Here is a 23,315-nt window from a genome sequence, read left to right as displayed (position 1 = left end):
GTACACTAAGAAGTAACATGTCCGAAAAGCGTCACCTGCCATATAAAGAAGAGAGAGCAATGGATCAGTTTGAATGTATTAATGTCGAAGAAGCGCATCAGAAGCTGCATCAGGGGGCGGCGGTGTTAGTGGATATTCGTGACCCGCAAAGCTATGCGATGGGTCATGCCCCGCAGGCGTTTCATCTGACGAACGACACGCTGGGGTCGTTTATGCGCGAGCATGATTTCGACACCGCCGTATTGGTGATGTGTTATCACGGCAACAGCAGTAAAGGTGCGGCGCAATATCTTCTTCAACAAGGCTATGACGCGGTTTACAGCGTTGATGGCGGCTTCGACGCCTGGCATCGACATTTTCCGGCAGAAGTGGCATACGGTTCGTAAGCTAACAAAGATGCAGCCTGAAACGGGCAGGATATATATACTGTGCTCTTTTGTGTGGAATAAGCGACAGCAACCATGTTGATGATTACCTCTTTTGCTAACCCCCGCGTGGCGCAGGCATTTGTTGATTATATGGCGACACAGGGCGTTATCCTGACGATTCAACAACATCAGCAAACGGATGTCTGGCTGGCGGATGAGTCCCAAGCTCAGCGCGTGCACGCTGAACTGGTGCGGTTTCTGGAGAATCCGGGCGATCCGCGCTACCTCGCAGCAAGCTGGCAGTCGGGTCAGACCGACAGCGGTCTGCGCTACCAACGTTATCCGTTCCTGGCCACATTGCGCGAACGCGCAGGTCCGGTAACCTGGTTGGTGATGGCCGCGTGTGTGCTGGTGTTTATCGCGATGAACGTGCTGGGCGACCAGGCTGTGATGCTCTGGCTGGCATGGCCGTTTGACCCTTCGCTGAAATTTGAATTCTGGCGTTATTTCACCCACGCTTTTATGCACTTCTCGCTGATGCATATTCTGTTCAACCTGCTGTGGTGGTGGTATCTCGGCGGTGCGGTTGAAAAGCGTCTGGGCAGTGGAAAACTGATTGTTATTACCGTGATCAGCGCCCTGTTGAGCGGCTATGTTCAGCAGAAATTTAGCGGCCCGTGGTTTGGTGGATTGTCTGGCGTGGTGTATGCGCTGATGGGCTACGTGTGGTTGCGCGGCGAGCGCGATCCGCAGAGCGGTATTTTCCTGCAGCGTGGTTTGATTATCTTTGCCTTGATCTGGATTGTTGCCGGCTGGTTTGATCTATTCGGCATGTCGATGGCGAATGGCGCTCATATCGCCGGGTTGGCCGTGGGTTTGGCAATGGCGTTTGCCGATACTATAAATGTACGAAAACGAACTTGATTCAAGTTTTGTGGTGCCGGAAGGCGGTGTGCGTTTGGACCAATTTGTAGGCCGGATAAGCGTCAGCGCATCCGGCAAAATTTCAGGGAACAATAATGAAGCAAACACAACGACATGACGCGATCATCGAGCTGGTAAAAAAACAGGGATACGTCAGTACTGAAGAGCTGGTGGAGCATTTCTCCGTCAGCCCGCAGACGATTCGCCGCGATCTTAACGATCTGGCCGATCAGAACATGATTTTGCGCCATCACGGCGGCGCGGCGTTGCCATCCAGCTCGGTTAACACCCCGTGGCATGACCGTAAAGCAACGCAGACGGCGGAAAAAGAGCGCATTGCTCGCAAAGTTGCCACGCAGATCCCGAACGGTTCTACGCTGTTTATTGATATCGGAACCACGCCGGAAGCGGTGGCTCACGCGCTGCTCAATCACAGCAATTTACGCATTGTGACCAACAACCTCAATGTGGCGAATACGCTGATGGCGAAAGAGGATTTCCGCATAATCCTCGCCGGTGGCGAACTGCGTAGCCGCGACGGCGGTATTATGGGCGAAGCGACCCTCGACTTTATTTCTCAGTTCCGTCTGGACTTCGGCATCTTAGGCATCAGCGGTATCGACAGCGATGGTTCGCTGCTGGAATTTGATTATCACGAAGTTCGCACCAAACGCGCGATCATTGAGAATTCACGTCATGTGATGCTAGTGGTGGACCACTCGAAGTTTGGGCGTAACGCGATGGTGAATATGGGCAGCATCAGCATGGTGGATGCGGTGTATACCGACACGCTGCCGCCTGCTGGTGTGATGCAGGTGATTGCTGACCATCATATTCAGTTAGAGCTGTGCTAAGGTAATTCCAGGCCTGATAAGCGTCGCGTATCAGGCATTAACTAAACGCCGTATCCCATCATTTTCAGCAGCTTCTGCGCATGTTGCACCGCATCCTGGCGGTGTGCGACGCCGAGCTTTTGGTACAAATTGCGGATGTGCGTCTTGATGGTCGTTGCCGCGACGGCCAGCTCTGCGGCGATCTGCTCGTTGCTGTAGCCCGAATAAATTAGTCCCAGAACCTGCCATTCGCGCTGGGTCAGCGGGCTGGTGCGGATAAGCTCCGGTACTTCCGGGTGAGTCAGCAGACGCTCAACGAACCCTTCATCGAAGTGGGCGAATTTATGGCGATGATGCTGGTTAATTTCACGCAAAATGCGCTGGGCGCGGTGCTGATCGAGTTCCGGTAAGGTATTGAGCTGAATCAGCTGACGCAGTTGTTGCGCCATGGCCTCGCCTTCGATAACAAAGTGGCTGATAAACCCGGTGCGGTTCGCCAGCTGTAGGGCCTCGAGTAACACACGCTGGGCGTCATTTTTGCGCCCTGCCTGCCAGTAGAGCTGATTAAGCAGCAGCAGGTTACGGTTCAGATCGCTCATCAGGCGCAGATTGCGCGCATTTTCATTCAACTCTTCCAGCACAATTTCAGCCGGTTCAAACTCACCCAACAGGATTTGCGCGCGAGCGATGTTGCGCCACTGGCTTTGCAGGAAGTGGTTATTGGCGAATTCTGGTTTCGGCGTGTGGCGCAGCCAGTTGGCGGCAGAGTTTTTGTCGCTCACCATTTGCCAGTAAATCACCCGCACCTTATCGGCGTTGGAGATCCAGTCGCTGTGATAGTGACCGTTGCCCAGCAGGTTTTCCAGACGGTTGAGCAGGCTGCGAGCGTTATCAAGATCGCCCCGCGCAAGTGAACACTGAACCAGCAGCGCCAGACACTGTAGCTGCTGCTGCGGCTGGAAAGTGGAAAGCAGTTCAATACCGCTACGGGCAGAGGCTTCTGATTCATCCAGACGCGCCCATGCCCACAGTAGCTGCGCACGAATGCGCACCAGGAACTCGTGCATCGGCAGCTGTTCCAGGTGCTGCTCTTTGATCAACTGGAACGCTTTTTCCTGAGTCTCCCAGGCGGCCTGTAAAAAGCCTTGGGCAAACAAAATTTCGCTTTGCTGGATAAGGCTCCACAGTGCGTAATGCCAGACGTCATGATGACGTGCCATTTGCTCGGTTTGCTGCATTAACGCCAGAGAGCGCGTGAGATCGCCCTTACAGTGCAGGACTTCGCCGTGCACCGAGGTGGCGACGATACGACTATAGAACCAGGCGATGGGTAATTCATCCAGCGCCAGTTTTGCCAGGCGTTCGGCTTCGTCAGGGTTGCCATCGTTAATCGCTACCTGCGCCCGTAAAGCGTTGAATTCGGCGTGCAGCGTTGGCTCCATGTCGCCTTTTATTTCCTGCTCTGCGCGCGCCAGCAGGGTGTTAACCTCTCCGTAGCGGTGCTGGCTCTGCATCAGCCAGGCCTGTAGCAGAACCAGACGCGGATTTTCCAGCAGGCTTTCCCACGGCAGGGCTTTCAGCGACTCTTCCAGTAACGTCAGCTCGCTGTGGTTAAACAGTCCCCACGCATGATTAAGCAGGATATCGCGCAGCATATGGGCGTCACCGGCCGCCAGCGCGTGGTGGATAGCTTCGCTGGGGAAGCCTTGCGCCATCCAGCTTTCGGCGGCGGCGCGGTGTATTTCGGGCAGTTCGTTCGCCAACTCCCATTGGCAGCGCTGGCGTAAAAAGCTGCCAAACAGCGGGTGATAGCTGAACCACTCGCCAACGTCATCCATCCGCTGCAGGAATAACCCCTGGCGCTCAATTTCTTCCAGCCGCATCTGGCCATTTTCTTCCCCGGTAACCCGGACGATCAGCGCATCGTTCATGGAACGCAGAATGGCGCTTTTCAGCAGGAAGTGACGGGTGCCGAGGTCGACGCTGTCCAGCACTTCATCAACCAGATAATCGGACAAATGGCTGGCGTTGATCCCGGCGAGGCGTCGTGCCGACTGGTGAGCAGAGTTATTGTTCTGGCGGGCGGAAAGGGCGATCAGCTGTAACGCTGTGGCCCAGCCAGCAACGTCATCGCACATCCGGCTGCTTTCTGCCGCTTCAATGGGAGAGGACAAGCGTCGGTCGAAAAATTGTTTGGCTTCCTGATGGTTAAAGGCCAGCTGTTGGCTGCCTATCTCCAGCAATTGATCGCGCACCCGAAGGTTGGCAATACCTAACTGCGGCAGGTTGCGCGACAGTACGACCAGCGTGAGGTTTTCAGGCTGGTGACGCAGGAAGAAACGCATCGCTTCGTGAATAGCCGGATTGGAGATCAGATGATAATCATCCACCACCAGGTAGAGCGGACGGTGCCACTCGGCCAGTTCGATAAATAGCTGGGCAAACAGTGACGTCAGACTGGCGTACTGGCGCTTTTGCACCATCGCTTCGCTGGTGGTGCAATGTCCACCCGTTGCCTGTTGGATGGCGGCGATCAGATAGCTGGCAAAGCGCTCTTGTTGATTATCGCCTTCATCCAGAGAGTACCAGCCTAAGTCGTTCTTCCCCGCCGCCCATTGTGAAACCAGCGTTGTTTTTCCATAACCAGCAGGACTTGTTATCAGGGCAAGCCTGAAATTGTTCACGCCGGAAAGTTTAGCCAACAGGCGCTCACGAACCACCGTATGGTCGAGTCGAACCGGACGACTTAATTTAGACGGAATCAACATAAGTTAGTCACTTCACTGTGTGAAAATAGGGAAGAATGATTTTTTTTGCGCTTCGTAATTAATAGATATAAGGTCGGCCAGATTAAGATTTATTGCAAGTTATGTCCGGGATTGGACTGTCTTAATTTGCACTTGGTCACAAATTCTTAAGATGATAGACACGTACTGAAACCGGTGTCAGGATGCGTAGTTGCTGAGGCGTAAGGTCAAGGCTTGCGATTGTACACCTTCTGAAGGATCAGCATTTGCTTTTATAGCATTGTCTGAATTGTTACTTTTGGTGATAATTTTTATCGGAAACGATTATTGACGATGGGGATGCAATGTTTTAATCCTCATTTTTAGTGGAGATAACGGTCGTTCATTACCGAACAAGGTAATTTAATTAATATTTGAAAAATAATCCTACGATAATAATGCCAAGAGTCGTGAATACTACCAGAACACTAAATATTGCCAATGCTCCAGTAACCAGCATCCCAATCCCCCTCGATATCATTGCCTTTGCGGCATCCATTGAGATATCTACCAAAAAATCCACCAGATCATAATCAGACTTAAAGATCGGTATTGTTGCCCACAAAAGAAGTCTCTGAATGAGCCTATTACCAAAATCTACGGTTATCAATGATGGTTTCGCAGAGTGAGATATCAATGACATGATAATCATCAAATTTTTCCTGAGGGCAACGGGTGTATGACGATGCCAGAAAGAAAAAGGGCGCAATACAGTCTGCAATCAAACCTACTGCAAAGGGGATTACGACGGCACACGTAACCCACGCCTCAATCGATTTGGGGAAATTTTGATATTTAAAGCTTTTGCTGAACAGTATTCTGACGAAACTGATAGTCATCACAATAATAGTAGGTATTCCGCCTATTAGCACAAGTGTATGATTATAGGAAACAATATCACCCATTTTTATGATGGATAAAAAATCAGTCATTACGTATCCAAAGAGTTGTGTGTCAAGAATCCAAAGGAGGAAAACAATGACAAGAATAGCCATCAGGCGCATATATATTTTTTTCATATAATTATCTTAAAATGAGTAAAAATATGGTGAGTCGAAACCATAGTTATCAATTCTATTTTTATTATGGAGTATATAAGTTCGTAGTTTTTCTTTTAATGAATTTGACAATCCTGTATTTTCATCAAGAGAGTTTAATTTCGCATTAAGCGCGAATCCTGATATGATGATGCAGACGGTAGTAAGGAATATTGGTGCACTAAATAATATCGCTATCCCTCCAATGATCCCAATCACTACCCCCGACACCACCGCCTTTGCAGCATCCATTGAGATATCTACCAAAAAATCCACCAGATCATAATCACACTTAAAGATCAGTTCGATTGCTCGCCAGGCAAGTGAGAAGTAAATGCAATATTTGACGCCATTTCTAAGGCTGTTATAAAGCCCACGCCTACCAATCGCCATTTCCAGCATCTGTGGATGACTGGCGCCATAGCGGGTTCCGTTAAGGATCCGGCGCAGGGCGGGATACCCGGTAATTTTGATATAGGTTTTCCCGCCGACTTTGTATTCAATGGCTTTAATGCGGATTGCCGTAAAATTAAAGACCAGCTCCTGTGCGGAATTGTAATAGGTGGTGAGCTTAGAGAGACTGCGGAAGCCATCCAGGCCATCTTTGATATTACCGGGTGCTGCGCGGTAAGAAAAAAATTTATCCACTCCGCCAATTAAATCGTCCGCCACCTGCTGTGCTTCTTCGAGAGTGAGCAGAAGGATGTGATGACTTTGCGTGATAAATGAGCCATCCATAAAGGCCATATCGCGCTGCACAGGGTTCATGGTATGCCAGCTATTAAAATCACTTGCCTGTGGCCATTCGTTCCGTAACCCGAGTGAGCTGCCATTTAATGCGTTGTTGCGTTTGCGCATGATTTTTCCTTATTAAGGGATGTCTGGCGTCAGAAAGTACGTTCACTCCATAAGCTATAAGCGCTGGTACTTGCCATGCAGTGTTCCCAACTAATCGATTCATAAATAAAAGAAACGCGTTCTTGTGCTTCGTTACCGTTTTCAATTATATTATGAGAGACTATTAATTTAATGTTTGATATATGTGCTTTGAATAATTTAATTTTATAATAGATTTCTTGCATTCCTGTAGGTGTGGTTCGATAGAGGGATATTTCGCACTCCAGCGTTTCGTTATCGTTGATCGCTTTGTTTAACAAAGGGGACGAACGATCAACAGGTTTGATAATCTGGAGTTCATGGTGATTAACGTTCTGCTGACGCGCATGTTTCATGCTCAAGCCCATAAATCATAATTTGGTTGAGATGATTTGTCTGAGATTTATTTCCTATAGAGTTCCTGGTGCCGCAGCTTTCAGAAATATCACCCTGTAATTCGCCTTTAAGAGTAATCCAAGATAAATTTGCCATATAGTTCCCCGGATAATATTTGTTTGATTTATTTTTTGTCGAATGTTTATCTCAGTGTGCTCTCGAGTTATTTTAATTTCAACCGTCTTGTTATTTTAAAAAACGGCTGTAGTTCTTGTTGTAAAAATAATAACTAATACTTAGTCTTCTCTTCTTGCAATGCATTATGCTGATTCTTGTCAAACCAGGTGAGGTGTCTCAGGTACAGTGCACCGCGAAGTCAGTCGATTTATTAGCGTAGTTGGTAATAATAAAGTGGCGGCGATCACACTTTTATGCTCATCCCCGCTCCTCCTCCCTCCCTAATCCGTGCCAGGATGAGGAATGTCAACAACGAGCCAGGCAAACTAGCGATAACGTTGTTTTATTACCTAAGGATCTGGAACCCCTATGTCACAGCCTACTTTCAACAAAGATCAATTTCAGGCTGCCCTGACGCGTCAGTGGCAGCGCTTCGGTTTACTGTCGGCTCAAGAAATGACGTCGCGCCAGTGGTGGCAGGCAGTGAGTGGGGCGTTGGCTGAGTTACTCAGCGCCCAGCCTGCGGCGAAACCGGCAAAAAATCAACGTCACGTTAACTACATCTCGATGGAGTTTTTGATTGGCCGTCTGACCGGCAACAACTTACTCAACCTCGGCTGGTATCAGGAGGTGAGCGATGAGCTGAAAGCACATGATGTCAACCTGACCGACCTGCTGGAAGAAGAGACCGATCCGGCGTTGGGTAACGGTGGATTGGGGCGCCTGGCAGCCTGCTTCCTCGATTCGATGGCGACTGTCGGCCAGTCGGCGACAGGGTATGGCCTCAACTACCAGTACGGCCTGTTCCGTCAGTCGTTTGCCGATGGGCAACAGATGGAAGCCCCGGATGACTGGCATCGTGGCAGCTACCCGTGGTTCCGCCACAATGAGGCGCTGGATGTGCAGGTTGGGATTGGCGGCAAGGTCAGCAAAGAAGGCCACTGGGAGCCAGGTTTTACCATCACCGGTCAGGCCTGGGATCTGCCAGTTCTCGGCTACCGTAACGGCGTAGCGCAACCGCTGCGTCTGTGGCAGGCCAGCCACGCGCATCCGTTTAACCTGACCAAATTTAACGACGGTGATTTCCTGCGCGCAGAGCAGCAGGGCATCGACGCCGAAAAACTGACGAAAGTGCTGTACCCGAACGATAACCACACCGCGGGTAAAAAGCTGCGCCTGATGCAGCAGTACTTCCAGTGTGCCTGTTCTGTAGCTGACATTCTGCGCCGCCATCATCTGGCAGGGCGTAAACTTCATGAGCTGGCGGATTTTGAAGTTATTCAGCTCAACGATACTCACCCGACCATTGCCATTCCTGAGCTGCTGCGCGTGCTGATTGATGAGCACCAGATGAGCTGGGACGATGCGTGGGCCATTACCAGCAAAACCTTTGCTTACACCAACCACACCCTTATGCCAGAGGCGTTGGAGTGCTGGGACGAGAAGCTGGTGAAAGCGCTACTGCCGCGCCATATGCAAATCATCAAAGAGATTAACGAGCGCTTTAAGGCGTTGGTCGATAAAACCTGGCCGGGTGATGCTGAAGTCTGGGCGAAGCTGGCGGTGGTGCACAACAAACAGGTGCGCATGGCTAACATGTGCGTGGTCAGCGGCTTTGCGGTTAACGGTGTGGCGGCGCTGCACTCCGATCTGGTGGTGAAAGATCTGTTCCCTGAATATCACCAGCTCTGGCCGAACAAATTCCATAACGTCACCAATGGGATTACCCCACGTCGCTGGATTAAGCAGTGCAACCCGGCGCTTGCCGCACTGCTGGATAAAACGCTGAAAAAAGAGTGGGCCAACGATCTCGACCAGTTGATTAACCTGGAAAAATACGCCGACGACGCGAAGTTCCGTCAGCAGTATCGCGACATCAAGCTGGCGAACAAAGAGCGCCTGGTGAAGTTTATTAAAGCGCGTACCGGTATTGAAATAACGACTAACGCTATCTTTGATATTCAGATTAAACGTCTGCATGAGTACAAGCGTCAGCACCTCAACCTGCTGCATATTCTGGCGTTGTACAAAGAAATCCGTGAGAACCCGCAGGCAGATCGCGTGCCGCGCGTATTCCTGTTTGGCGCAAAAGCTGCTCCAGGTTACTACCTGGCGAAAAATATCATCTTCGCCATTAACCAGGTTGCACAAACTATCAATAACGACCCGCAAGTGGGCGACAAGCTGAAGGTCGTCTTCCTGCCGGATTATTGTGTCTCGGCGGCGGAAATGCTGATCCCGGCGGCGGATATCTCTGAGCAGATTTCAACCGCAGGGAAAGAGGCTTCCGGCACCGGTAACATGAAGCTGGCGCTGAACGGTGCGTTAACCGTTGGTACGCTGGATGGCGCAAACGTCGAAATCGCCGAGAAGGTGGGTGACGAGAATATCTTTATCTTTGGTCATACCGTGGAAGAGGTGAAGGTGCTCAAAGCCAAAGGCTACGACCCGGTGAAATGGCGTAAAAAAGACAAAGTGCTGGATGCTGTCCTGAAAGAGCTGGAAAGCGGGAAATACAGCGACGGCGACAAGCATGCCTTTGACCAGATGCTGCACAGTATCGGCAAGCAGGGCGGCGACCCGTATCTGGTGATGGCGGACTTCGCGGCCTACGTTGAAGCTCAGAAGCAGGTTGACGTGTTGTATCGTGACCAGGAAGCCTGGACCCGGGCGGCGATTCTGAATACCGCACGTTGCGGCATGTTCAGCTCGGATCGCTCCATCCGCGATTATCAGGCTCGTATCTGGCAGGCGAAACGTTAAGGAATCGCGATGGAAAGCAAACGTCTGGATAATGCCGCGCTGGCGGCGGGGATCAGCCCCAATTACATTAATGCCCACGGTAAACCGCAGTCTATTGGTGCCGAAACCAAACGGCGTTTGCTTGACGCCATGCATCGCACCACCGCTGCCACTCAGGTGGCGGTAACTCCGGTGCCGAATGTCATGGTCTACACCGCTGGCAAGAAAATGCCGCTGGCGGTTGAGGGAAGCGGAGAGTTTAACTGGCTGCTGACCACCGAAGAGGGCGTGCAGCACAAAGGGCATGCCGTCGGCGGTAAATCTTTCACTCTTCCGGCGAAGCTGCCGGAGGGGTATCACACGTTGACCCTGACCCAGGGCGAGCTGCGTACCCATTGTCGTATCATCGTGGCGCCAAAGCGCTGCTATGAACCGCAGGCGCTGTTAGCCGGGCAGAAGCTGTGGGGCGCATGCGTTCAGCTCTACGCCCTGCGATCAGAAAAGAATTGGGGGATTGGCGACTTTGGCGATCTCCGCGCCATGCTGGTAGATGTGGCGCAACGCGGCGGCGCGTTTATCGGGCTAAATCCTATTCACGCGCTGTATCCGGCTAACCCGGAGAGCGCCAGCCCGTACAGCCCGTCTTCACGCCGCTGGTTGAACGTGATTTATATTGATGTGAACGCCGTAGACGATTTCCGCCTGAGTAAAGAGGCGCAGGCGTGGTGGCAGAAACCCGCGACTCAGCAAGCTCTGCAACGTGCGCGCGATGCCGAGTGGGTTGATTATTCTGCCGTTACTGCACTGAAGATGACGGCGCTACGTATGGCGTGGAAAAGCTTCTCCGCACGTGATGATGAGCAGATGGCGGCATTTCGCCAGTTTGTGTCTCAGGAAGGGGACAGCCTCTACTGGCAGGCAGCCTTTGATGCGCTGCATGCGCATCAGGTGAAAGAGGACGCATTGCGCTGGGGATGGCCGGTGTGGCCGGAAGCTTTCCAGTCAGTGGACTCGCCAGAGGTAAAACGATTCTGCGAAGAACATCGTGACGATGTGGATTTCTACCTGTGGTTACAGTGGCTGGCGTATACCCAGTTTGCTGACTGCTGGAAAACCAGCCAGAGTTTTGCGATGCCGATTGGACTGTATCGCGATCTGGCGGTTGGCGTGGCCGAAGGTGGGGCGGAAACCTGGTGTGACCGCGAGCTGTATTGCCTGAAAGCCTCGGTTGGTGCGCCGCCGGATATTCTCGGTCCACTCGGACAAAACTGGGGGCTGCCGCCGATGGATCCGCACATCATTACGGCACGCGCCTACGAACCGTTTATCGAACTGCTGCGCGCCAATATGCAGAACTGCGGTGCGCTGCGTATCGACCATGTTATGTCGATGCTGCGTCTGTGGTGGATCCCCTACGGTGAAACTGCCGATCACGGCGCTTACGTGCACTATCCGGTCGATGACCTGCTTTCAATTCTGGCGCTGGAGAGTAAACGTCATCACTGCATGGTAATTGGTGAGGATCTGGGTACTGTGCCAGTGGAGATCGTCAGCAAGCTGCGTGACAGCGGCGTGTACTCCTACAAAGTGCTTTATTTCGAGAATGACCATGAGAAAAACTTCCGTACGCCGAAAGCGTACCCGGAACAATCAATGGCAGTCGCGGCGACGCATGACCTTCCTACGCTTAAAGGTTATTGGGATAGCGGCGATTTGACGCTGGGTAAAGCACTGGGCCTGTATCCGGATGAAGTCGTGCTGCGCGGGTTGTATCAGGACCGAGAACTGGCGAAACAGGGGCTGCTGGACGCGCTGCACAAATACGGCTGCCTGCCAAAACGTGCCGGTCACAAGGCATCCCTGATGTCGATGACGCCGATTCTTAATCGCGGCATGCAACGCTACATCGCTGACAGCAACAGTGCGCTGCTGGGCCTACAACCGGAAGACTGGCTGGATATGGCTGAACCGGTCAACATTCCGGGGACCAGCGACCAGTACAAAAACTGGCGGCGTAAGCTCACCGCCACGCTGGAGCAGATGTTTGCCGATGAGAGAGTGAATAAGCTGATTAAGGATTTGGATAAGCGGCGAAAAGCGGCGGCGAAGAAGAAGTAAAAAGCCGGGGATTTCCCCGGCTTTTTTATGGTGATAGTTCGTAGCACGTAGGCCTGATAAGCGCAGCGCCATCAGGTAATTCTGACGCACATTGCCGGATGGCGGCTTTACCTTATCCGGCCTACAAACTGTCTCGATTAAACCACCATACCCAGCAGCAGACACCCTACCAGACCGCAGACGGAGATAATGGTTTCCAGCATTGACCATGACTTGATGGTTTCACCGATGGTTAGGTTGAAGTACTCCTTGAACAGCCAGAAGCCTGGATCGTTCACGTGGGAGAAGATGACAGAACCGGAACCAACCGCAATAACCATCAGCTCAGGGCTTACGCCGGTTGTTGCAATCAGCGGCGCCACTATCCCACCAGCGGTGATCGCTGCAACGGTTGCGGAACCCAATGCGATACGCAGTACTGCAGCGATAGACCATGCCATCAGCAGCGGAGACACGTTAGAGCCATGCATCATTGAAGCGATGTATTTGTCCACGCCGCTATCAACCAGGACCTGTTTGAAGGCACCGCCGCCGCCGATAATCAACAGCATCATCGCGATGATTTTGATTGAAGACACCAGTGTGTCGTTAATCTGATCCATCGAACGTCCGCGGTTCAGACCAAACGTGAACATCGCAATCAGCACTGCAATCAGCGTTGCCATGACCGGGTCACCGAGGAATTCTGCAACCGTCAGGAAAGCATGACCTTTCGGCAGAATCATCTCCGCCACGGCGCGCATCGCCATCAGAATAACCGGGACCAGAGAGGTCCAGACGCTGACGCCAAAGCCTGGCATCTCTTCTTCAGTGAAGGTTTTTGCGCTGTACAGACCTTCCGGGATTGGCTTATCAATGCCTTTCAGGAAACGTGCGTATACCGGACCGGCGAGAATAACGGTCGGGATTGCCAGAATCGTACCAAACAGCAGGGTTTTACCCATATCTGCGTGGAAAATGGTGGCAATAGCGGTTGGACCCGGGTGCGGTGGCAGGAAGCCGTGCGTTACGGACAGTGCCGCAGCCATTGGCACGCCAACGTACAGCAGCGGGATATTGGCAGCAGCGGCAATGGTGAACACCAGCGGCAGCATCAGTACGAAACCAACTTCGTAGAACAGGGCAAAACCAACGGTGAAGCCGGTTAATACCACCGCCCACTGAATATGTTTTTTGCCGAATTTAGCAATCAGGGTGGTTGCGATGCGCTGTGCGCCGCCGCAGTCCGCCAGCATTTTGCCCAGCATGGCGCCAAAACCCATAATCAGGGCGAGGCTGCCAAGGGTTCCGCCGACGCCGGCTTTAATTGAACCGATGACTTTATCCAGTGGCATCCCTTGCATCAATCCGACAGCAAGCGCCACCAGGACGAGAGCGATGAAGCCGTTCATTTTGAAACGGATCATCAGGAGGAGTAACAAGATTACACCGATAGCAACGATGACTAATGGCATGATTTACCTGGCCTTAACTTTGTTATGGGTAACGTCAGTGTTTAGATGACAAATTCCGATTGTCCCGACCGGGAACAGAGTATTCTCAGCACCAATGCTGGTTGCCTGCAAAACTAATCAGTTTAGCGGACTATTATGTGTGTGTTAGGTGCTGATACGAATGATACGGGTAACATGTGGCGCTTGAAAATCACCTGGGCAGGCAAAATTTAAATTATGAGAGGCTGGTCAAATTATGCGGGGGATTATTACAGGATACGTGCAGAGAAATGTAAGGGCGTAGGCCGGATAAAGCGTTTACGCTGCCATCCGGCATCGATGCCCGGTGGCGACGCGGATGCGTCTTACCGGGCTTACAAGTCTGGTCGTTAGTAGTAAGAGTGCTCGCCGCGCTGGTGTTCGGTTAAATCGCGAACGCCTTTCAGTTCAGGGAATTCAGCCAGCAGCTGCTTCTCGATACCTTCTTTCAGCGTCACATCGACCATTGAACAGCCGTTACAGCCGCCGCCAAACTGCAGAATGGCGTAGCCTTCATCGGTGATTTCCATCAGAGATACGCGACCACCATGACCAGCCAGCTGTGGGTTGATCTGCGATTGCAGCATGTACTCCACGCGTTCCATCAGCGGTGCATCATCGGCAACTTTACGCATTTTGGCGTTTGGTGCTTTCAGGGTCAGCTGGGAGCCTAACTGGTCGGTAACGAAATCGATTTCTGCATCTTCCAGATACGGTGCGCTCAGTTCATCAACATATGCGGTCAGCAGGTCAAATTTAATGGCGGTGTCGGTTGCTTCCACGGCGTCCGGCGGACAATAAGAAACGCCGCATTCAGCGTTAGGCGTGCCGGGATTAATCACAAATACGCGGATTTGTGTCCCTTCTTCCTGATTTGCCAGCAGTTTGGCAAAGTGCGCTTGTGCAGCATCGGAAATATGGATCATAGTAATGGCCTAATAGTTGACTATTTTACTTGGTTATAATACGCCCATCATCGAGGCTCTACAAGGTTCGACACAGGCACCATACCTGGACAGTCGCCGCGCCGTTGCGTAAAAGCAGCTGCGCGATTTCCGCGACGGTACTTCCGGTAGTGACGACATCATCCACAATAACCATATGGAGTCCCTGCACCGGCAATTCAAGGCGAAAGGCATTTTTCAGGTTACGTTTACGTAATCGGGCGCTGAGATGGTGCTGCGTGGCGGTTGCCCGAACCCGCGAGACGGTCTGGCTGTCCCAGTCGCAACCCAGCCAGCGTGCAAGCGGACGGCACAGTAAATCGCTCTGATTAAACCCTCTGCGCCAGTGTCGACGTTGCCAGAGCGGGACGCTGACCAGCCTGTCCGGCAGAGGAAGGGCGCTGACGCGCCGGGCCTGTAGTACCTCCAGCAACAGCAAACGCGAAAGAGCGGAGGCTGTTTCGCTGCATCGCGAAAACTTGAGCTGGTGGATAAGCCCGCTCAACGGCGGAACATAGTCGCTGACGGTGACCAGCCGCTGCCACGGCGGCGGTTTTTGCAGGCAGCGCCCACAGGGAATGACGGTATGAGCGGCAGGGAGTCCACATTGGGGGCATAGGCTGGCGTGTTGGCGCGTTGCCCGCGTACAGACTGAGCAGATCCCCCAATGCCCTAACGTCAGGGGCATTCGGCATAGCCAGCACAATCCCGGTACTGTTAGCATAGATGCATCCTTTCAGGCTAAAAGAGAACAATAACTGATGAATGACATCTGGTGGCAGACCCAGGGTTCGGGAAATTGCCATCTTGTGCTGCTGCACGGATGGGGACTGAATGCGCAAGTGTGGCATTGCATAAGCGAGGAACTGAGTTCGCATTTTACGCTGCATCTTGTCGACTTACCGGGATTTGGTCGTAGCCAGGGTTTCGGTGCAATGTCGCTGGAAGAGATGGCTGAGCGGGTATTGAATCAGGCACCGGAGAAAGCTATCTGGCTCGGCTGGAGTCTGGGCGGGCTGGTCGCGAGTCAGGTAGCCCTAACGCATCCTGAGCGTGTTCAGGCGCTGGTGACCGTCGCGTCTTCCCCTTGCTTTAGCGCGCGGGATGAGTGGCCGGGTATCAAGCCAGAGGTGCTGGCAGGCTTCCAGCAGCAGTTGAGCGAAGATTTCCAGCGTACAGTGGAGCGTTTTCTGGCATTGCAAACGATGGGTACGGAAACCGCGCGTCAGGATGCGCGAGCGTTGAAGAAAACGGTGCTGGCTTTACCCATGCCGGACGTCGAAGTGCTTAATGGCGGGCTGGAGATCCTGAAAACGGTCGATCTGCGAGAACCGCTGTGCACGGTGGAAATGCCTTTCCTGCGGCTATACGGCTATCTTGATGGCCTGGTGCCGCGCAAAGTCGTCCCGATGCTGGATGCCCTGTGGCCGCAGAGCGAGTCGTTGGTGTTTGCTAAGGCGGCGCATGCGCCGTTTATCTCGCATCCGGCGGAGTTCTGCTCAGCGCTGGTGGCGTTAAAACAACAGCTATAGCCAATGTTGACTTGCCCGGTAGCGTCGCGCTTGCCGGGCCTGAAATTAATGCGGTTGCGCAGGCAGGTCTTTAGCGCTAAGCCCGGTAATTCTGAGTATTGTTAATCTGTCGATACCATCCGCTATCATGGTCGTCGCGATGCGCAAAGCTTCCTCTCGTTTGCCTTGTTGTAGACCTGTTTGTAACCCCTCTTGTAATCCTTTCCGATGGCCTTCCTGAAGACCATTAAAATGTCCTTCCTGCCGTAGCCTCTCAGCGATTGTCATCAATCTCTCCTTGTGTTGGGGTAAACGTTCGGCGACTTCATGAATAAATTCCCCAAAATGCATGGTGTCTCCGGCTTGGATCAGGTAATTAAACAAGGCTTTCAACTGGTTGTCATTAGCGTGTCCTTTAACAAGCAGGATGGCGAGTTTTTCTACCAGCCCCATCAAATCGCGTTTACGGATATGTTTTTGGATGAGTTCCAACAGCGCCATCCGGCGATGCTGCATAATCTCGTCATCGGGCACAACGGTGATATCGATCAGTGGAAACGCGGTGCTATAAAGCTGTCTGGCGGACTCCGGGTCATCAAACTCGTCCAGCCAACAAAGTGAATAGGGGTATGGGCTTGCTGCACCATGATAAAAAAGTAGGGGGATTACCAGAGGCAGCTTCTTATGTCCCGCATCCAGATGACGCTGCATTACCGCAATGGCATAGCGTATTAGCCGAAATGCCATGTGAGCATCGGCGCTGCTTTGATGTTCAATAATGGTGTAAATGTAACCATCACCTTCGCGGGTAGCTGGCTGGAGGATAGATCTTTTTTGCTGAAATAATGAAATCTATGTGGAATCCATTACGCAAAAAGCCGGATATCTGCATAAACGAATTATCCGGCCTGGACGTTTGCATCATTTGTAGGCCGGATAAGCGTAGCGCCATCCGGCAAAGAGCATCTGATTAGCGCAAAGCCCACCACTCGCGCAGGCAGGCTTTACCTTCCGGGCAACTTTTGCAGCTTCCGGAAAGACACCCGTCGGCATCTTCCTGAATCCGCACCGCTTTGCCCATCTTTTCTAACTGATTCAGCATGGCGTCAATCATGGGCTGCGGGGTATGCAGCGTGTGGCTTATTTGTGTCGCCTCCATGCGCCCCCGCAAAGCCAATAAATCACGAACCTGAATAAGTGATGCCATTGTCGATAACCTTAGTGGCAATCGCCAGTCGTGCTGGAACAGCAGGAACTCGCCGTTCTGTTGGTTGCCAGCAGTGCGAGGTCCACGCGGCTGCGAGCTCGACGCAGCAGGCCCAGTAACACGATGTTAAACAGGATGACCGCTAAAATGCACACCAGGCTGTAGGTCGGGTGCTCTTTGTAGCTGACCGTCTGATAAAACAGCGTCGACAGAGAGTAGGCGATATTCAGGCCCCACAGAATCGAGAAACTCATCCAGCCACGGCTGGATTCACGTGCGATAGCGCCCATCACTGAAATGCACGGCACATACAGCAGAACAAAGATCAGGTAGCTGTACGCGGCGGCGGCGCTGCCAAATTTCTCGCCCATCACGCCCATTGCGCCCGTCGCCATTTCGCCGTCGCCCTTGCTGGCTTCGATAGGGTTAGCCAGTACGCTCAGGCTGAAGGTGTCTTTCAGGCTTTGCCAGGTTTCATCCACTGCGCCGAGCAGCTCGTCACCAAGTTGGAAATCTGCCGGGTTGAACTCTTCTTCCTGAATGTTTTCCGCGGTATAGAGCGTGTTCAGCGTACCCACCACCACTTCTTTCGCCATCGCGCCGGTGAACAAACCTACGGTTGCCTGCCAGTTATCTTCGTGAACGCCAATCGGTTTAAACACGGGAGTAATAACACGGCTAACGGAGGCCAGAGCAGAGTCGTTGATGTTATCGACGATTTTCCCGCTCAGCGAGAAACTGTTAAACGCGCTGAGGAAAATGCTGACGATGATGATGACTTTACCTGCACGTAGAACGAAGCCTTTCAGGCGCTGCCAGGTCTGAATGATCAGACTCTTGATGTGCGGCACGTGGTATACCGGCAGCTCCATCACGAACGGCGTTGCTTCACCACGCATGATGGTGTGTTTGAGCATCAGGCCTGTCAACACAGCCATCACGATACCCAGTACGTACAGCGAGAAGACCGCCAGTGCGCCGTTCTGACCAAAGAACGCCGCGGCAAAGACGGCGAAAATCGCCAGACGTGCGCCGCAGGACATAAACGGCGCCATCATAATGGTCATCAGACGCTCACGCGGGGCGTCCAGCGTACGTGCGCCCATCACGGACGGTACGTTACAGCCAAAGCCGACGATCAGCGGGACGAACGATTTGCCCGGCAGTCCCAGCGCCTGCATCAGACGGTCCATCACAAACGCGGCGCGCGCCATGTAGCCGGAGTCTTCAAGGAAGGAGAGGAACAGGTACATCATGCCGATTTGCGGTACCAGCGGCAGCACGGTGTTAATCCCGCCGCCAAGGCCCTGGGCCAGGAAGATAGTGAGCCAGTCCGGGAAGTGCAGCGTGTAGCCAATCCACTGAATACCATGGATAAAGAGTGCTACGGAGCCAACGTCAAACAATGGTTGCAGCGCGCCGCCGATGTTAATGGCGAGCAGGAACATCAGGTACATCACGAACAGGAAAATCGGCAGCCCGAGGAAGCGGTTGAGAACGATTTTATCTACCGCGGTGGTGAAACGGCTCGGTTCTGCCGTCAGAGTATTGCTGACGGTATCGCAGATAGCGGCAATGCACTGATAGCGCGCATCGGCGATGTGCAGCGCCGGATCGTCCATAGTCTCGCTCAGGCGTGCGATAGAGGCATCGAGATTTTGCGCGGCATCACCCGCATAGGCGCGGCTGTAGATATCGCCTTCCAGCATCTGCAGGCCCAGCCAGCGGCGCTGTTTGAGCGGCATATCTTTGGCCATCGCGTCGGCGAGGGAGTCCGCTTCCTGCAGCAACGGCTGGGCATAATGGACCAGCTCGACAGTGTCGTTTTCTTTGTAGCGATCGATCGCCAGCTTCAGCGCTTCAATGCCGCGGGCGCGGGTGGAAACCAGCGGAACCACCGGGCAGCCAAGACGTGCTGAGAGGGCGTCGATATCAATACGGATTTGCTGCTTTTCAGCGATATCCAGCATATTCAACGCGACGATGCAGGGGATGCCCAACTCAAGCAGTTGCAACGTCAGGTAGAGGTTGCGTTCAAGGTTTGAAGCATCGACCACGTTGATCAACAGATCCGCGTCGCCGCTTAAAATATAGTGGCAGGCAATCTGCTCATCGAGAGAGGTCTGGGATGAGATTGTCGTCAGAGAATAGGTGCCGGGTAAATCCACCAGCGTGACCTGATGGTCCGTTGTGGCGAAATGACCTTCTTTACGCTCCACGGTAACGCCAGCCCAGTTGCCTACACGCTGGCGCGCGCCGGTGAGCTGGTTGAATAAAGTTGTCTTGCCGGAATTAGGATTACCAATTAAACCAATGGTTAGTTTTTTCATTTTTATAGACTCACTGTATTAACAGGAAACCGCTTCCACTTCTAATAACGCCAAATCCTTTTTACGCAATACCAGACTTACGCGACGCGTTTCGATATGGATAGGATCGCCGAGCGGGGCGACGCGTACCACGTTGAAGGAGGAGCCGGGCAGCATGCCAAGTGACAACAGTTTCTGACGATAAGCCGGGCTGATTTCACGGGCAAAGCCGGTAATTTTCCACGCACTGTCAGGAGTGAATTGCATAGGGACCTACTTATATCTCGCTAACTGGATGATTACCTCATGGGGCGACAGGGCGGCATGAGACCAGATGATTAGCCAACGTAAGGAAAGAGTAAATAATCAACAAAACAATGATAATGAGAATGGTTTCTATCATCAATAGAATAAATGTGACGGAATGTACAATTGGATAATAATTTGAGCCAATTTTGATATTCCTCAATATTTATTCTGGTAGGGAAAGAATGGTTCGCGGAGGTAATTATTGAGAATCTTAATGTTTAATTAAGGTTTCATCTGTTAATAAAGTGATAAATATATTGTGGTGAAAAGCGGGGGATATATTAAATATGCCGGATAAGGTATTGATTCCGTCATCCGGCACACGGTTTAAACTTAGCGCTTTTTACCCATTGCCGCCGCCAGCGCATCCATCATCGCGCTGTTGCCCGCAGGCTGGGCGTCACGACCACGCGGTTTCGCCGCTTTTGGCGCTGGGCGATTGCCCTGAGTGCGATCGTTATTCCCGCCGCCGCGACGCGCATTGGTTTCACCCGGCTGCTCGTCCAGACGCATGGTCAGCGCGATACGCTTACGTTGCAGGTCCACTTCCAGCACTTTCACCTTCACAATGTCGCCCGCTTTCACCACGGTGTGTGGATCGTCGACAAACTTATTCGACAGCGAAGAGATATGCACCAGGCCATCCTGATGAACGCCGATATCAACAAACGCGCCGAAATTGGTGACGTTGGTGACCGCCCCTTCCAGGATCATTCCCGGCAGCAGATCGTTCATGGTTTCTACGCCGTCAGCAAACTGTGCGGTTTTGAATTCAGGACGCGGGTCGCGGCCCGGTTTTTCCAGCTCTTTGATGATGTCGGTGACGGTCGGCACCCCGAAGCGTTCGTCAGTAAAATCGGCGGCTTTCAGATTGCGCAGTTCGTTGCTGTTGCCCATCAGGTCACGCAGCGATTGCTCGGTAGCGGCCAGAATGCGTTCCACAATCGGATAGGCTTCCGGGTGAACGGTGGAGGCATCCAGTGGGTTATCGCCATGGTTGATGCGCAGGAAGCCTGCGCACTGTTCAAAAGCTTTTGGCCCCAGACGGCTGACTTTCAGCAGTTGCTGACGGTTCTGGAACTGACCGTTCTCATCGCGCCAGGCGACGATGTTTTGCGCCATCATGCGTGTCAGGCCGGCCACGCGGGTCAACAGCGGAACGGAAGCGGTATTGAGATCGACGCCGACGGCGTTCACACAGTCTTCCACCACCGCGTCCAGCTTACGCGCCAGTTGTGTCTGGCTAACGTCGTGTTGATACTGGCCCACACCGATCGATTTCGGATCGATTTTCACCAGCTCAGCCAGCGGATCCTGCAGACGACGGGCGATAGACACTGCGCCACGCAATGAAACGTCGAGATCCGGGAACTCTTGCGCCGCCAGCTCGGAAGCCGAGTAAACCGATGCCCCGGCTTCGCTGACGATCACTTTCTGCGCGGTGACTTTCGGGAACTGTTTCTGCACGTCGAGGAAGAAGCGCTCGGTTTCGCGCGACGCTGTACCGTTACCAATCGCCACCAGCTCAACGTTGTATTTTTCACACAGCGCCGCAACGGCAACGGCGGCTTTGGCGGCCTGACCGGTGTGTGGATAAATGGTGTCGGTCGCGACCAGCTTACCGGTACCGTCAACAACCGCCACCTTCACGCCGGTACGCAGGCCGGGATCGAGGCCCATGGTGGCGCGCAGGCCGGCCGGAGCCGCCATCAGCAGGTCATGCAGGTTACGGGCAAAGACGTTGATTGCTTCATCTTCCGCGCGTTCGCGCACGGTGCCCATCAGTTCGGTTTCGAGGTGCATCAGCACCTTAATTCGCCATGTCCAGCTTACAACGCCTTTACGCCAGCTGTCTGCCGGTGCGTTGTTCAGTCGCAGGCCAAGGTGATCCTGAATGATTTGCTCGCCGTGGCTCTCTTTCGGTGGCTCATCGAACTGCGGATCGGCATTCAGCGAAAGCTGAAGCACGCCCTCGTTACGGCCACGGAACATGGCCAGCGCACGGTGGGATGGCACGGTAGAGATCGGTTCGTGGTGATCGAAGTAGTCGCGGAATTTCGCGCCTTCCTCTTCTTTACCGCTTACCACGGTGGAAACCAAATGCGCGTTCTTCCACAGATAGTCACGCACTTTCGCCAGCAGCGCGGCATCTTCAGCGAAGCGTTCCATCAGGATGTAACGTGCGCCGTCGAGGGCCGCTTTGGTATCCGCCACGCCGTTGTCGGCGTTGAGATATTTAGCGGCTTCTGTTTCCGGGTCGTGAGACGGCTCGTTCCACAGCAGGTCTGCCAGCGGCTCAAGGCCTGCTTCAATGGCGATCTGCCCACGGGTACGGCGCTTAGGTTTGTACGGCAGATAGAGATCTTCGAGTTCGGTCTTACTTAACGTGCCGTTGATCGCTTTCGCCAGGTCGTCGGTCAGTTTGCCTTGCTCGCCGATAGATTTCAGGATTGCCTGACGGCGGTCTTCCAGTTCACGCAGATATCCCAGACGGGTTTCCAGATTACGCAGTTGCGTATCGTCCAGACCGCCGGTGATTTCCTTACGATATCGTGCGATAAACGGCACGGTGTTCCCTTCGTCAAGCAGGCGAACGGCAGCTTCTACCTGTTCAGCACGAGCCTGAATTTCACCTGCGATAATGCGGCAGAAAGAATCATTCATCATGGATAGCTTCGTCTATAGGATAAAAAATCAGGGGATAGTTATACGGATTGACTGACAAAAATGCCAGCCATCTGCCGGGGCTTCGGATTGTTCCGGTCTCACTTAACGTATTCAATCTCGTTCACGTACCAGCTGGCTTCGCCACCAGGAGTGTTTACTACTGCGAGATCGCCGACTTCTTTTTTCAGCAGCGCTCGCGCCATTGGTGAGTCGATAGAGATGTAATCTTTACGACCGAAGATCTCATCGTAGCCAACAATACGGAATTTGCGGATGTCGCCATCGTCATTTTCAATCTCAACCCATGCGCCAAAGAAGACTTTGCCCTCCTGCTGCGGGGAGTAATCGACGATTTTCAGATTCTCCATGCACTTGGTCAAATATCGGACGCGGCGGTCGATCTCACGCAGGCGCTTTTTATTATACTGGTAGTCGGCATTTTCGCTGCGGTCACCCAGACTTGCGGCCCAGGTAACTTTTTTGGTGACTTCCGGGCGCTCTTCACGCCAGAGATAATTCAGCTCTTGTTTGAGTTTTTCATACCCTTCACGGGTTATCAGGGGCGTTTTCATCTTATTGTTTTACCTTCGACTCTGTGATGATGCGCACAATTAGTATTACGTGAGCATATCAACAGAATAAATAATGTATTGCGAGAAACATTGTATACTTAAGCTGCTGTTTAATATGCTTTGTAAC

At 52.7% G+C, this 23,315-nt stretch carries 17 protein-coding genes and 2 pseudogenes; 6 read left to right on the top strand and 13 right to left on the bottom strand.

What is annotated here, in order from left to right:
* Positions 1-59 precede the first annotated feature (59 nt).
* From glpE to OGV98_RS12865, 3 genes are all read left to right on the top strand, one after another.
* Positions 60-386 (top strand): thiosulfate sulfurtransferase GlpE, encoded by a 327-nt coding sequence (gene glpE / locus OGV98_RS12875; RefSeq protein ID WP_003023495.1) that lies wholly within the window; start codon positions 60-62, stop codon positions 384-386.
* A 75-nt stretch (positions 387-461) separates the two neighbouring features.
* Positions 462-1,292: a rhomboid family intramembrane serine protease GlpG gene (gene glpG / locus OGV98_RS12870; protein ID WP_003023496.1), complete on the top strand. Its 831-nt coding sequence runs from the start codon at positions 462-464 to the stop codon at positions 1,290-1,292.
* A gap of 95 nt (positions 1,293-1,387) precedes the next feature.
* Positions 1,388-2,146: a DeoR/GlpR family transcriptional regulator gene (locus OGV98_RS12865; protein ID WP_003023499.1), complete on the top strand. Its 759-nt coding sequence runs from the start codon at positions 1,388-1,390 to the stop codon at positions 2,144-2,146.
* 41 nt (positions 2,147-2,187) lie between these two features.
* Here the strand turns inward: OGV98_RS12865 and malT are convergent, their stop codons facing one another.
* The 4 genes and pseudogenes from malT to OGV98_RS12845 form a co-directional block, all read right to left on the bottom strand.
* Positions 2,188-4,893, bottom strand: a complete 2,706-nt coding sequence (gene malT, locus OGV98_RS12860; RefSeq protein ID WP_003848003.1) for an HTH-type transcriptional regulator MalT — start codon at positions 4,891-4,893, stop codon at positions 2,188-2,190.
* 605 nt (positions 4,894-5,498) lie between these two features.
* Positions 5,499-5,930 carry a DUF1240 domain-containing protein gene (locus OGV98_RS12855; RefSeq protein ID WP_049000807.1) on the bottom strand — a complete coding sequence of 144 codons (432 nt, stop codon included), beginning with the start codon at positions 5,928-5,930 and terminating at the stop codon, positions 5,499-5,501.
* A 9-nt stretch (positions 5,931-5,939) separates the two neighbouring features.
* Positions 5,940-6,806 carry a hypothetical protein gene (locus OGV98_RS12850; protein ID WP_061549135.1) on the bottom strand — a complete coding sequence of 289 codons (867 nt, stop codon included), beginning with the start codon at positions 6,804-6,806 and terminating at the stop codon, positions 5,940-5,942.
* Between the two features lie 29 nt (positions 6,807-6,835).
* A pseudogene (locus OGV98_RS12845) lies at positions 6,836-7,316 on the bottom strand (Hcp family type VI secretion system effector).
* 390 nt (positions 7,317-7,706) lie between these two features.
* Here OGV98_RS12845 and malP point away from each other — a divergent pair.
* Together malP and malQ are read left to right on the top strand one after the other, a co-directional pair.
* Entirely contained in the window at positions 7,707-10,100 is a 2,394-nt protein-coding gene (gene malP, locus OGV98_RS12840; protein WP_003837878.1) for a maltodextrin phosphorylase, read from the top strand.
* 9 nt (positions 10,101-10,109) lie between these two features.
* Positions 10,110-12,197 carry a 4-alpha-glucanotransferase gene (malQ, locus tag OGV98_RS12835; protein WP_202580950.1) on the top strand — a complete coding sequence of 696 codons (2,088 nt, stop codon included), beginning with the start codon at positions 10,110-10,112 and terminating at the stop codon, positions 12,195-12,197.
* Positions 12,198-12,334: 137 nt separating this feature from the next.
* Here malQ and gntT read toward each other — a convergent pair whose 3' ends face one another.
* The 3 genes from gntT to gntX form a co-directional block, all read right to left on the bottom strand.
* Positions 12,335-13,651 carry a gluconate transporter gene (gene gntT / locus OGV98_RS12830; RefSeq protein ID WP_003023507.1) on the bottom strand — a complete coding sequence of 439 codons (1,317 nt, stop codon included), beginning with the start codon at positions 13,649-13,651 and terminating at the stop codon, positions 12,335-12,337.
* A 368-nt stretch (positions 13,652-14,019) separates the two neighbouring features.
* Positions 14,020-14,595, bottom strand: coding sequence for a Fe-S biogenesis protein NfuA (gene nfuA, locus OGV98_RS12825; RefSeq protein ID WP_003023509.1), 576 nt, complete (start codon positions 14,593-14,595; stop codon positions 14,020-14,022).
* A gap of 58 nt (positions 14,596-14,653) precedes the next feature.
* Entirely contained in the window at positions 14,654-15,337 is a 684-nt protein-coding gene (gntX, locus tag OGV98_RS12820; RefSeq protein WP_138827997.1) for a DNA utilization protein GntX, read from the bottom strand.
* 37 nt (positions 15,338-15,374) lie between these two features.
* On the opposite strand from gntX, the gene bioH reads away from it, so the two are divergent.
* Positions 15,375-16,145, top strand: coding sequence for a pimeloyl-ACP methyl ester esterase BioH (gene bioH, locus OGV98_RS12815; RefSeq protein ID WP_086550550.1), 771 nt, complete (start codon positions 15,375-15,377; stop codon positions 16,143-16,145).
* 45 nt (positions 16,146-16,190) lie between these two features.
* Here bioH and OGV98_RS12810 read toward each other — a convergent pair.
* The 6 genes and pseudogenes from OGV98_RS12810 to greB form a co-directional block, all read right to left on the bottom strand.
* Positions 16,191-16,934: pseudogene (locus OGV98_RS12810) on the bottom strand (Rpn family recombination-promoting nuclease/putative transposase); the annotation flags it as partial.
* A 160-nt stretch (positions 16,935-17,094) separates the two neighbouring features.
* Positions 17,095-17,331: a [Fe-S]-dependent transcriptional repressor FeoC gene (feoC, locus tag OGV98_RS12805; RefSeq protein ID WP_003023516.1), complete on the bottom strand. Its 237-nt coding sequence runs from the start codon at positions 17,329-17,331 to the stop codon at positions 17,095-17,097.
* Between the two features lie 11 nt (positions 17,332-17,342).
* Positions 17,343-19,661 carry a Fe(2+) transporter permease subunit FeoB gene (gene feoB, locus OGV98_RS12800; RefSeq protein ID WP_057101802.1) on the bottom strand — a complete coding sequence of 773 codons (2,319 nt, stop codon included), beginning with the start codon at positions 19,659-19,661 and terminating at the stop codon, positions 17,343-17,345.
* An 18-nt stretch (positions 19,662-19,679) separates the two neighbouring features.
* Positions 19,680-19,907: a ferrous iron transporter A gene (feoA, locus tag OGV98_RS12795; protein ID WP_003023519.1), complete on the bottom strand. Its 228-nt coding sequence runs from the start codon at positions 19,905-19,907 to the stop codon at positions 19,680-19,682.
* Positions 19,908-20,282: 375 nt separating this feature from the next.
* Positions 20,283-22,616, bottom strand: coding sequence for a Tex family protein (locus tag OGV98_RS12790; RefSeq protein WP_003023521.1), 2,334 nt, complete (start codon positions 22,614-22,616; stop codon positions 20,283-20,285).
* 98 nt (positions 22,617-22,714) lie between these two features.
* Complete coding sequence (gene greB / locus OGV98_RS12785; RefSeq protein ID WP_003023524.1) at positions 22,715-23,188, bottom strand: transcription elongation factor GreB; 474 nt, start codon at positions 23,186-23,188, stop codon at positions 22,715-22,717.
* Positions 23,189-23,315: the final 127 nt, after the last annotated feature.

It is taken from the genome of Citrobacter sp. Cf136, assembly GCF_030333815.1.
GTDB classification, from domain to species: Bacteria; Pseudomonadota; Gammaproteobacteria; order Enterobacterales; family Enterobacteriaceae; genus Citrobacter; species Citrobacter freundii.
The sequence above is the reverse complement of the archived record's forward strand: the minus strand, read 5'-3'. Positions and strand labels throughout refer to the sequence as shown.

Bases quoted from the DNA above. Each gene is read 5' to 3' on its own strand.
- glpE (WP_003023495.1), top strand. From the start codon at position 60: ATGGATCAGTTTGAATGTATTAATGTCGAAGAAGCGCATCAGAAGCTG.
- OGV98_RS12850 (WP_061549135.1), bottom strand. From the start codon at position 6,806: ATGCGCAAACGCAACAACGCATTAAATGGCAGCTCACTCGGGTTACGG.
- gntX (WP_138827997.1), bottom strand. From the start codon at position 15,337: ATGCTAACAGTACCGGGATTGTGCTGGCTATGCCGAATGCCCCTGACG.
- feoB (WP_057101802.1), bottom strand. From the start codon at position 19,661: ATGAAAAAACTAACCATTGGTTTAATTGGTAATCCTAATTCCGGCAAG.
- OGV98_RS12790 (WP_003023521.1), bottom strand. From the start codon at position 22,616: ATGATGAATGATTCTTTCTGCCGCATTATCGCAGGTGAAATTCAGGCT.
- nfuA (WP_003023509.1), bottom strand. From the start codon at position 14,595: ATGATCCATATTTCCGATGCTGCACAAGCGCACTTTGCCAAACTGCTG.
- greB (WP_003023524.1), bottom strand. From the start codon at position 23,188: ATGAAAACGCCCCTGATAACCCGTGAAGGGTATGAAAAACTCAAACAA.
- gntT (WP_003023507.1), bottom strand. From the start codon at position 13,651: ATGCCATTAGTCATCGTTGCTATCGGTGTAATCTTGTTACTCCTCCTG.
- feoC (WP_003023516.1), bottom strand. From the start codon at position 17,331: ATGGCATCACTTATTCAGGTTCGTGATTTATTGGCTTTGCGGGGGCGC.
- malT (WP_003848003.1), bottom strand. From the start codon at position 4,893: ATGTTGATTCCGTCTAAATTAAGTCGTCCGGTTCGACTCGACCATACG.
- OGV98_RS12855 (WP_049000807.1), bottom strand. From the start codon at position 5,930: ATGAAAAAAATATATATGCGCCTGATGGCTATTCTTGTCATTGTTTTC.
- OGV98_RS12865 (WP_003023499.1), top strand. From the start codon at position 1,388: ATGAAGCAAACACAACGACATGACGCGATCATCGAGCTGGTAAAAAAA.
- malP (WP_003837878.1), top strand. From the start codon at position 7,707: ATGTCACAGCCTACTTTCAACAAAGATCAATTTCAGGCTGCCCTGACG.
- feoA (WP_003023519.1), bottom strand. From the start codon at position 19,907: ATGCAATTCACTCCTGACAGTGCGTGGAAAATTACCGGCTTTGCCCGT.
- malQ (WP_202580950.1), top strand. From the start codon at position 10,110: ATGGAAAGCAAACGTCTGGATAATGCCGCGCTGGCGGCGGGGATCAGC.
- bioH (WP_086550550.1), top strand. From the start codon at position 15,375: ATGAATGACATCTGGTGGCAGACCCAGGGTTCGGGAAATTGCCATCTT.
- glpG (WP_003023496.1), top strand. From the start codon at position 462: ATGTTGATGATTACCTCTTTTGCTAACCCCCGCGTGGCGCAGGCATTT.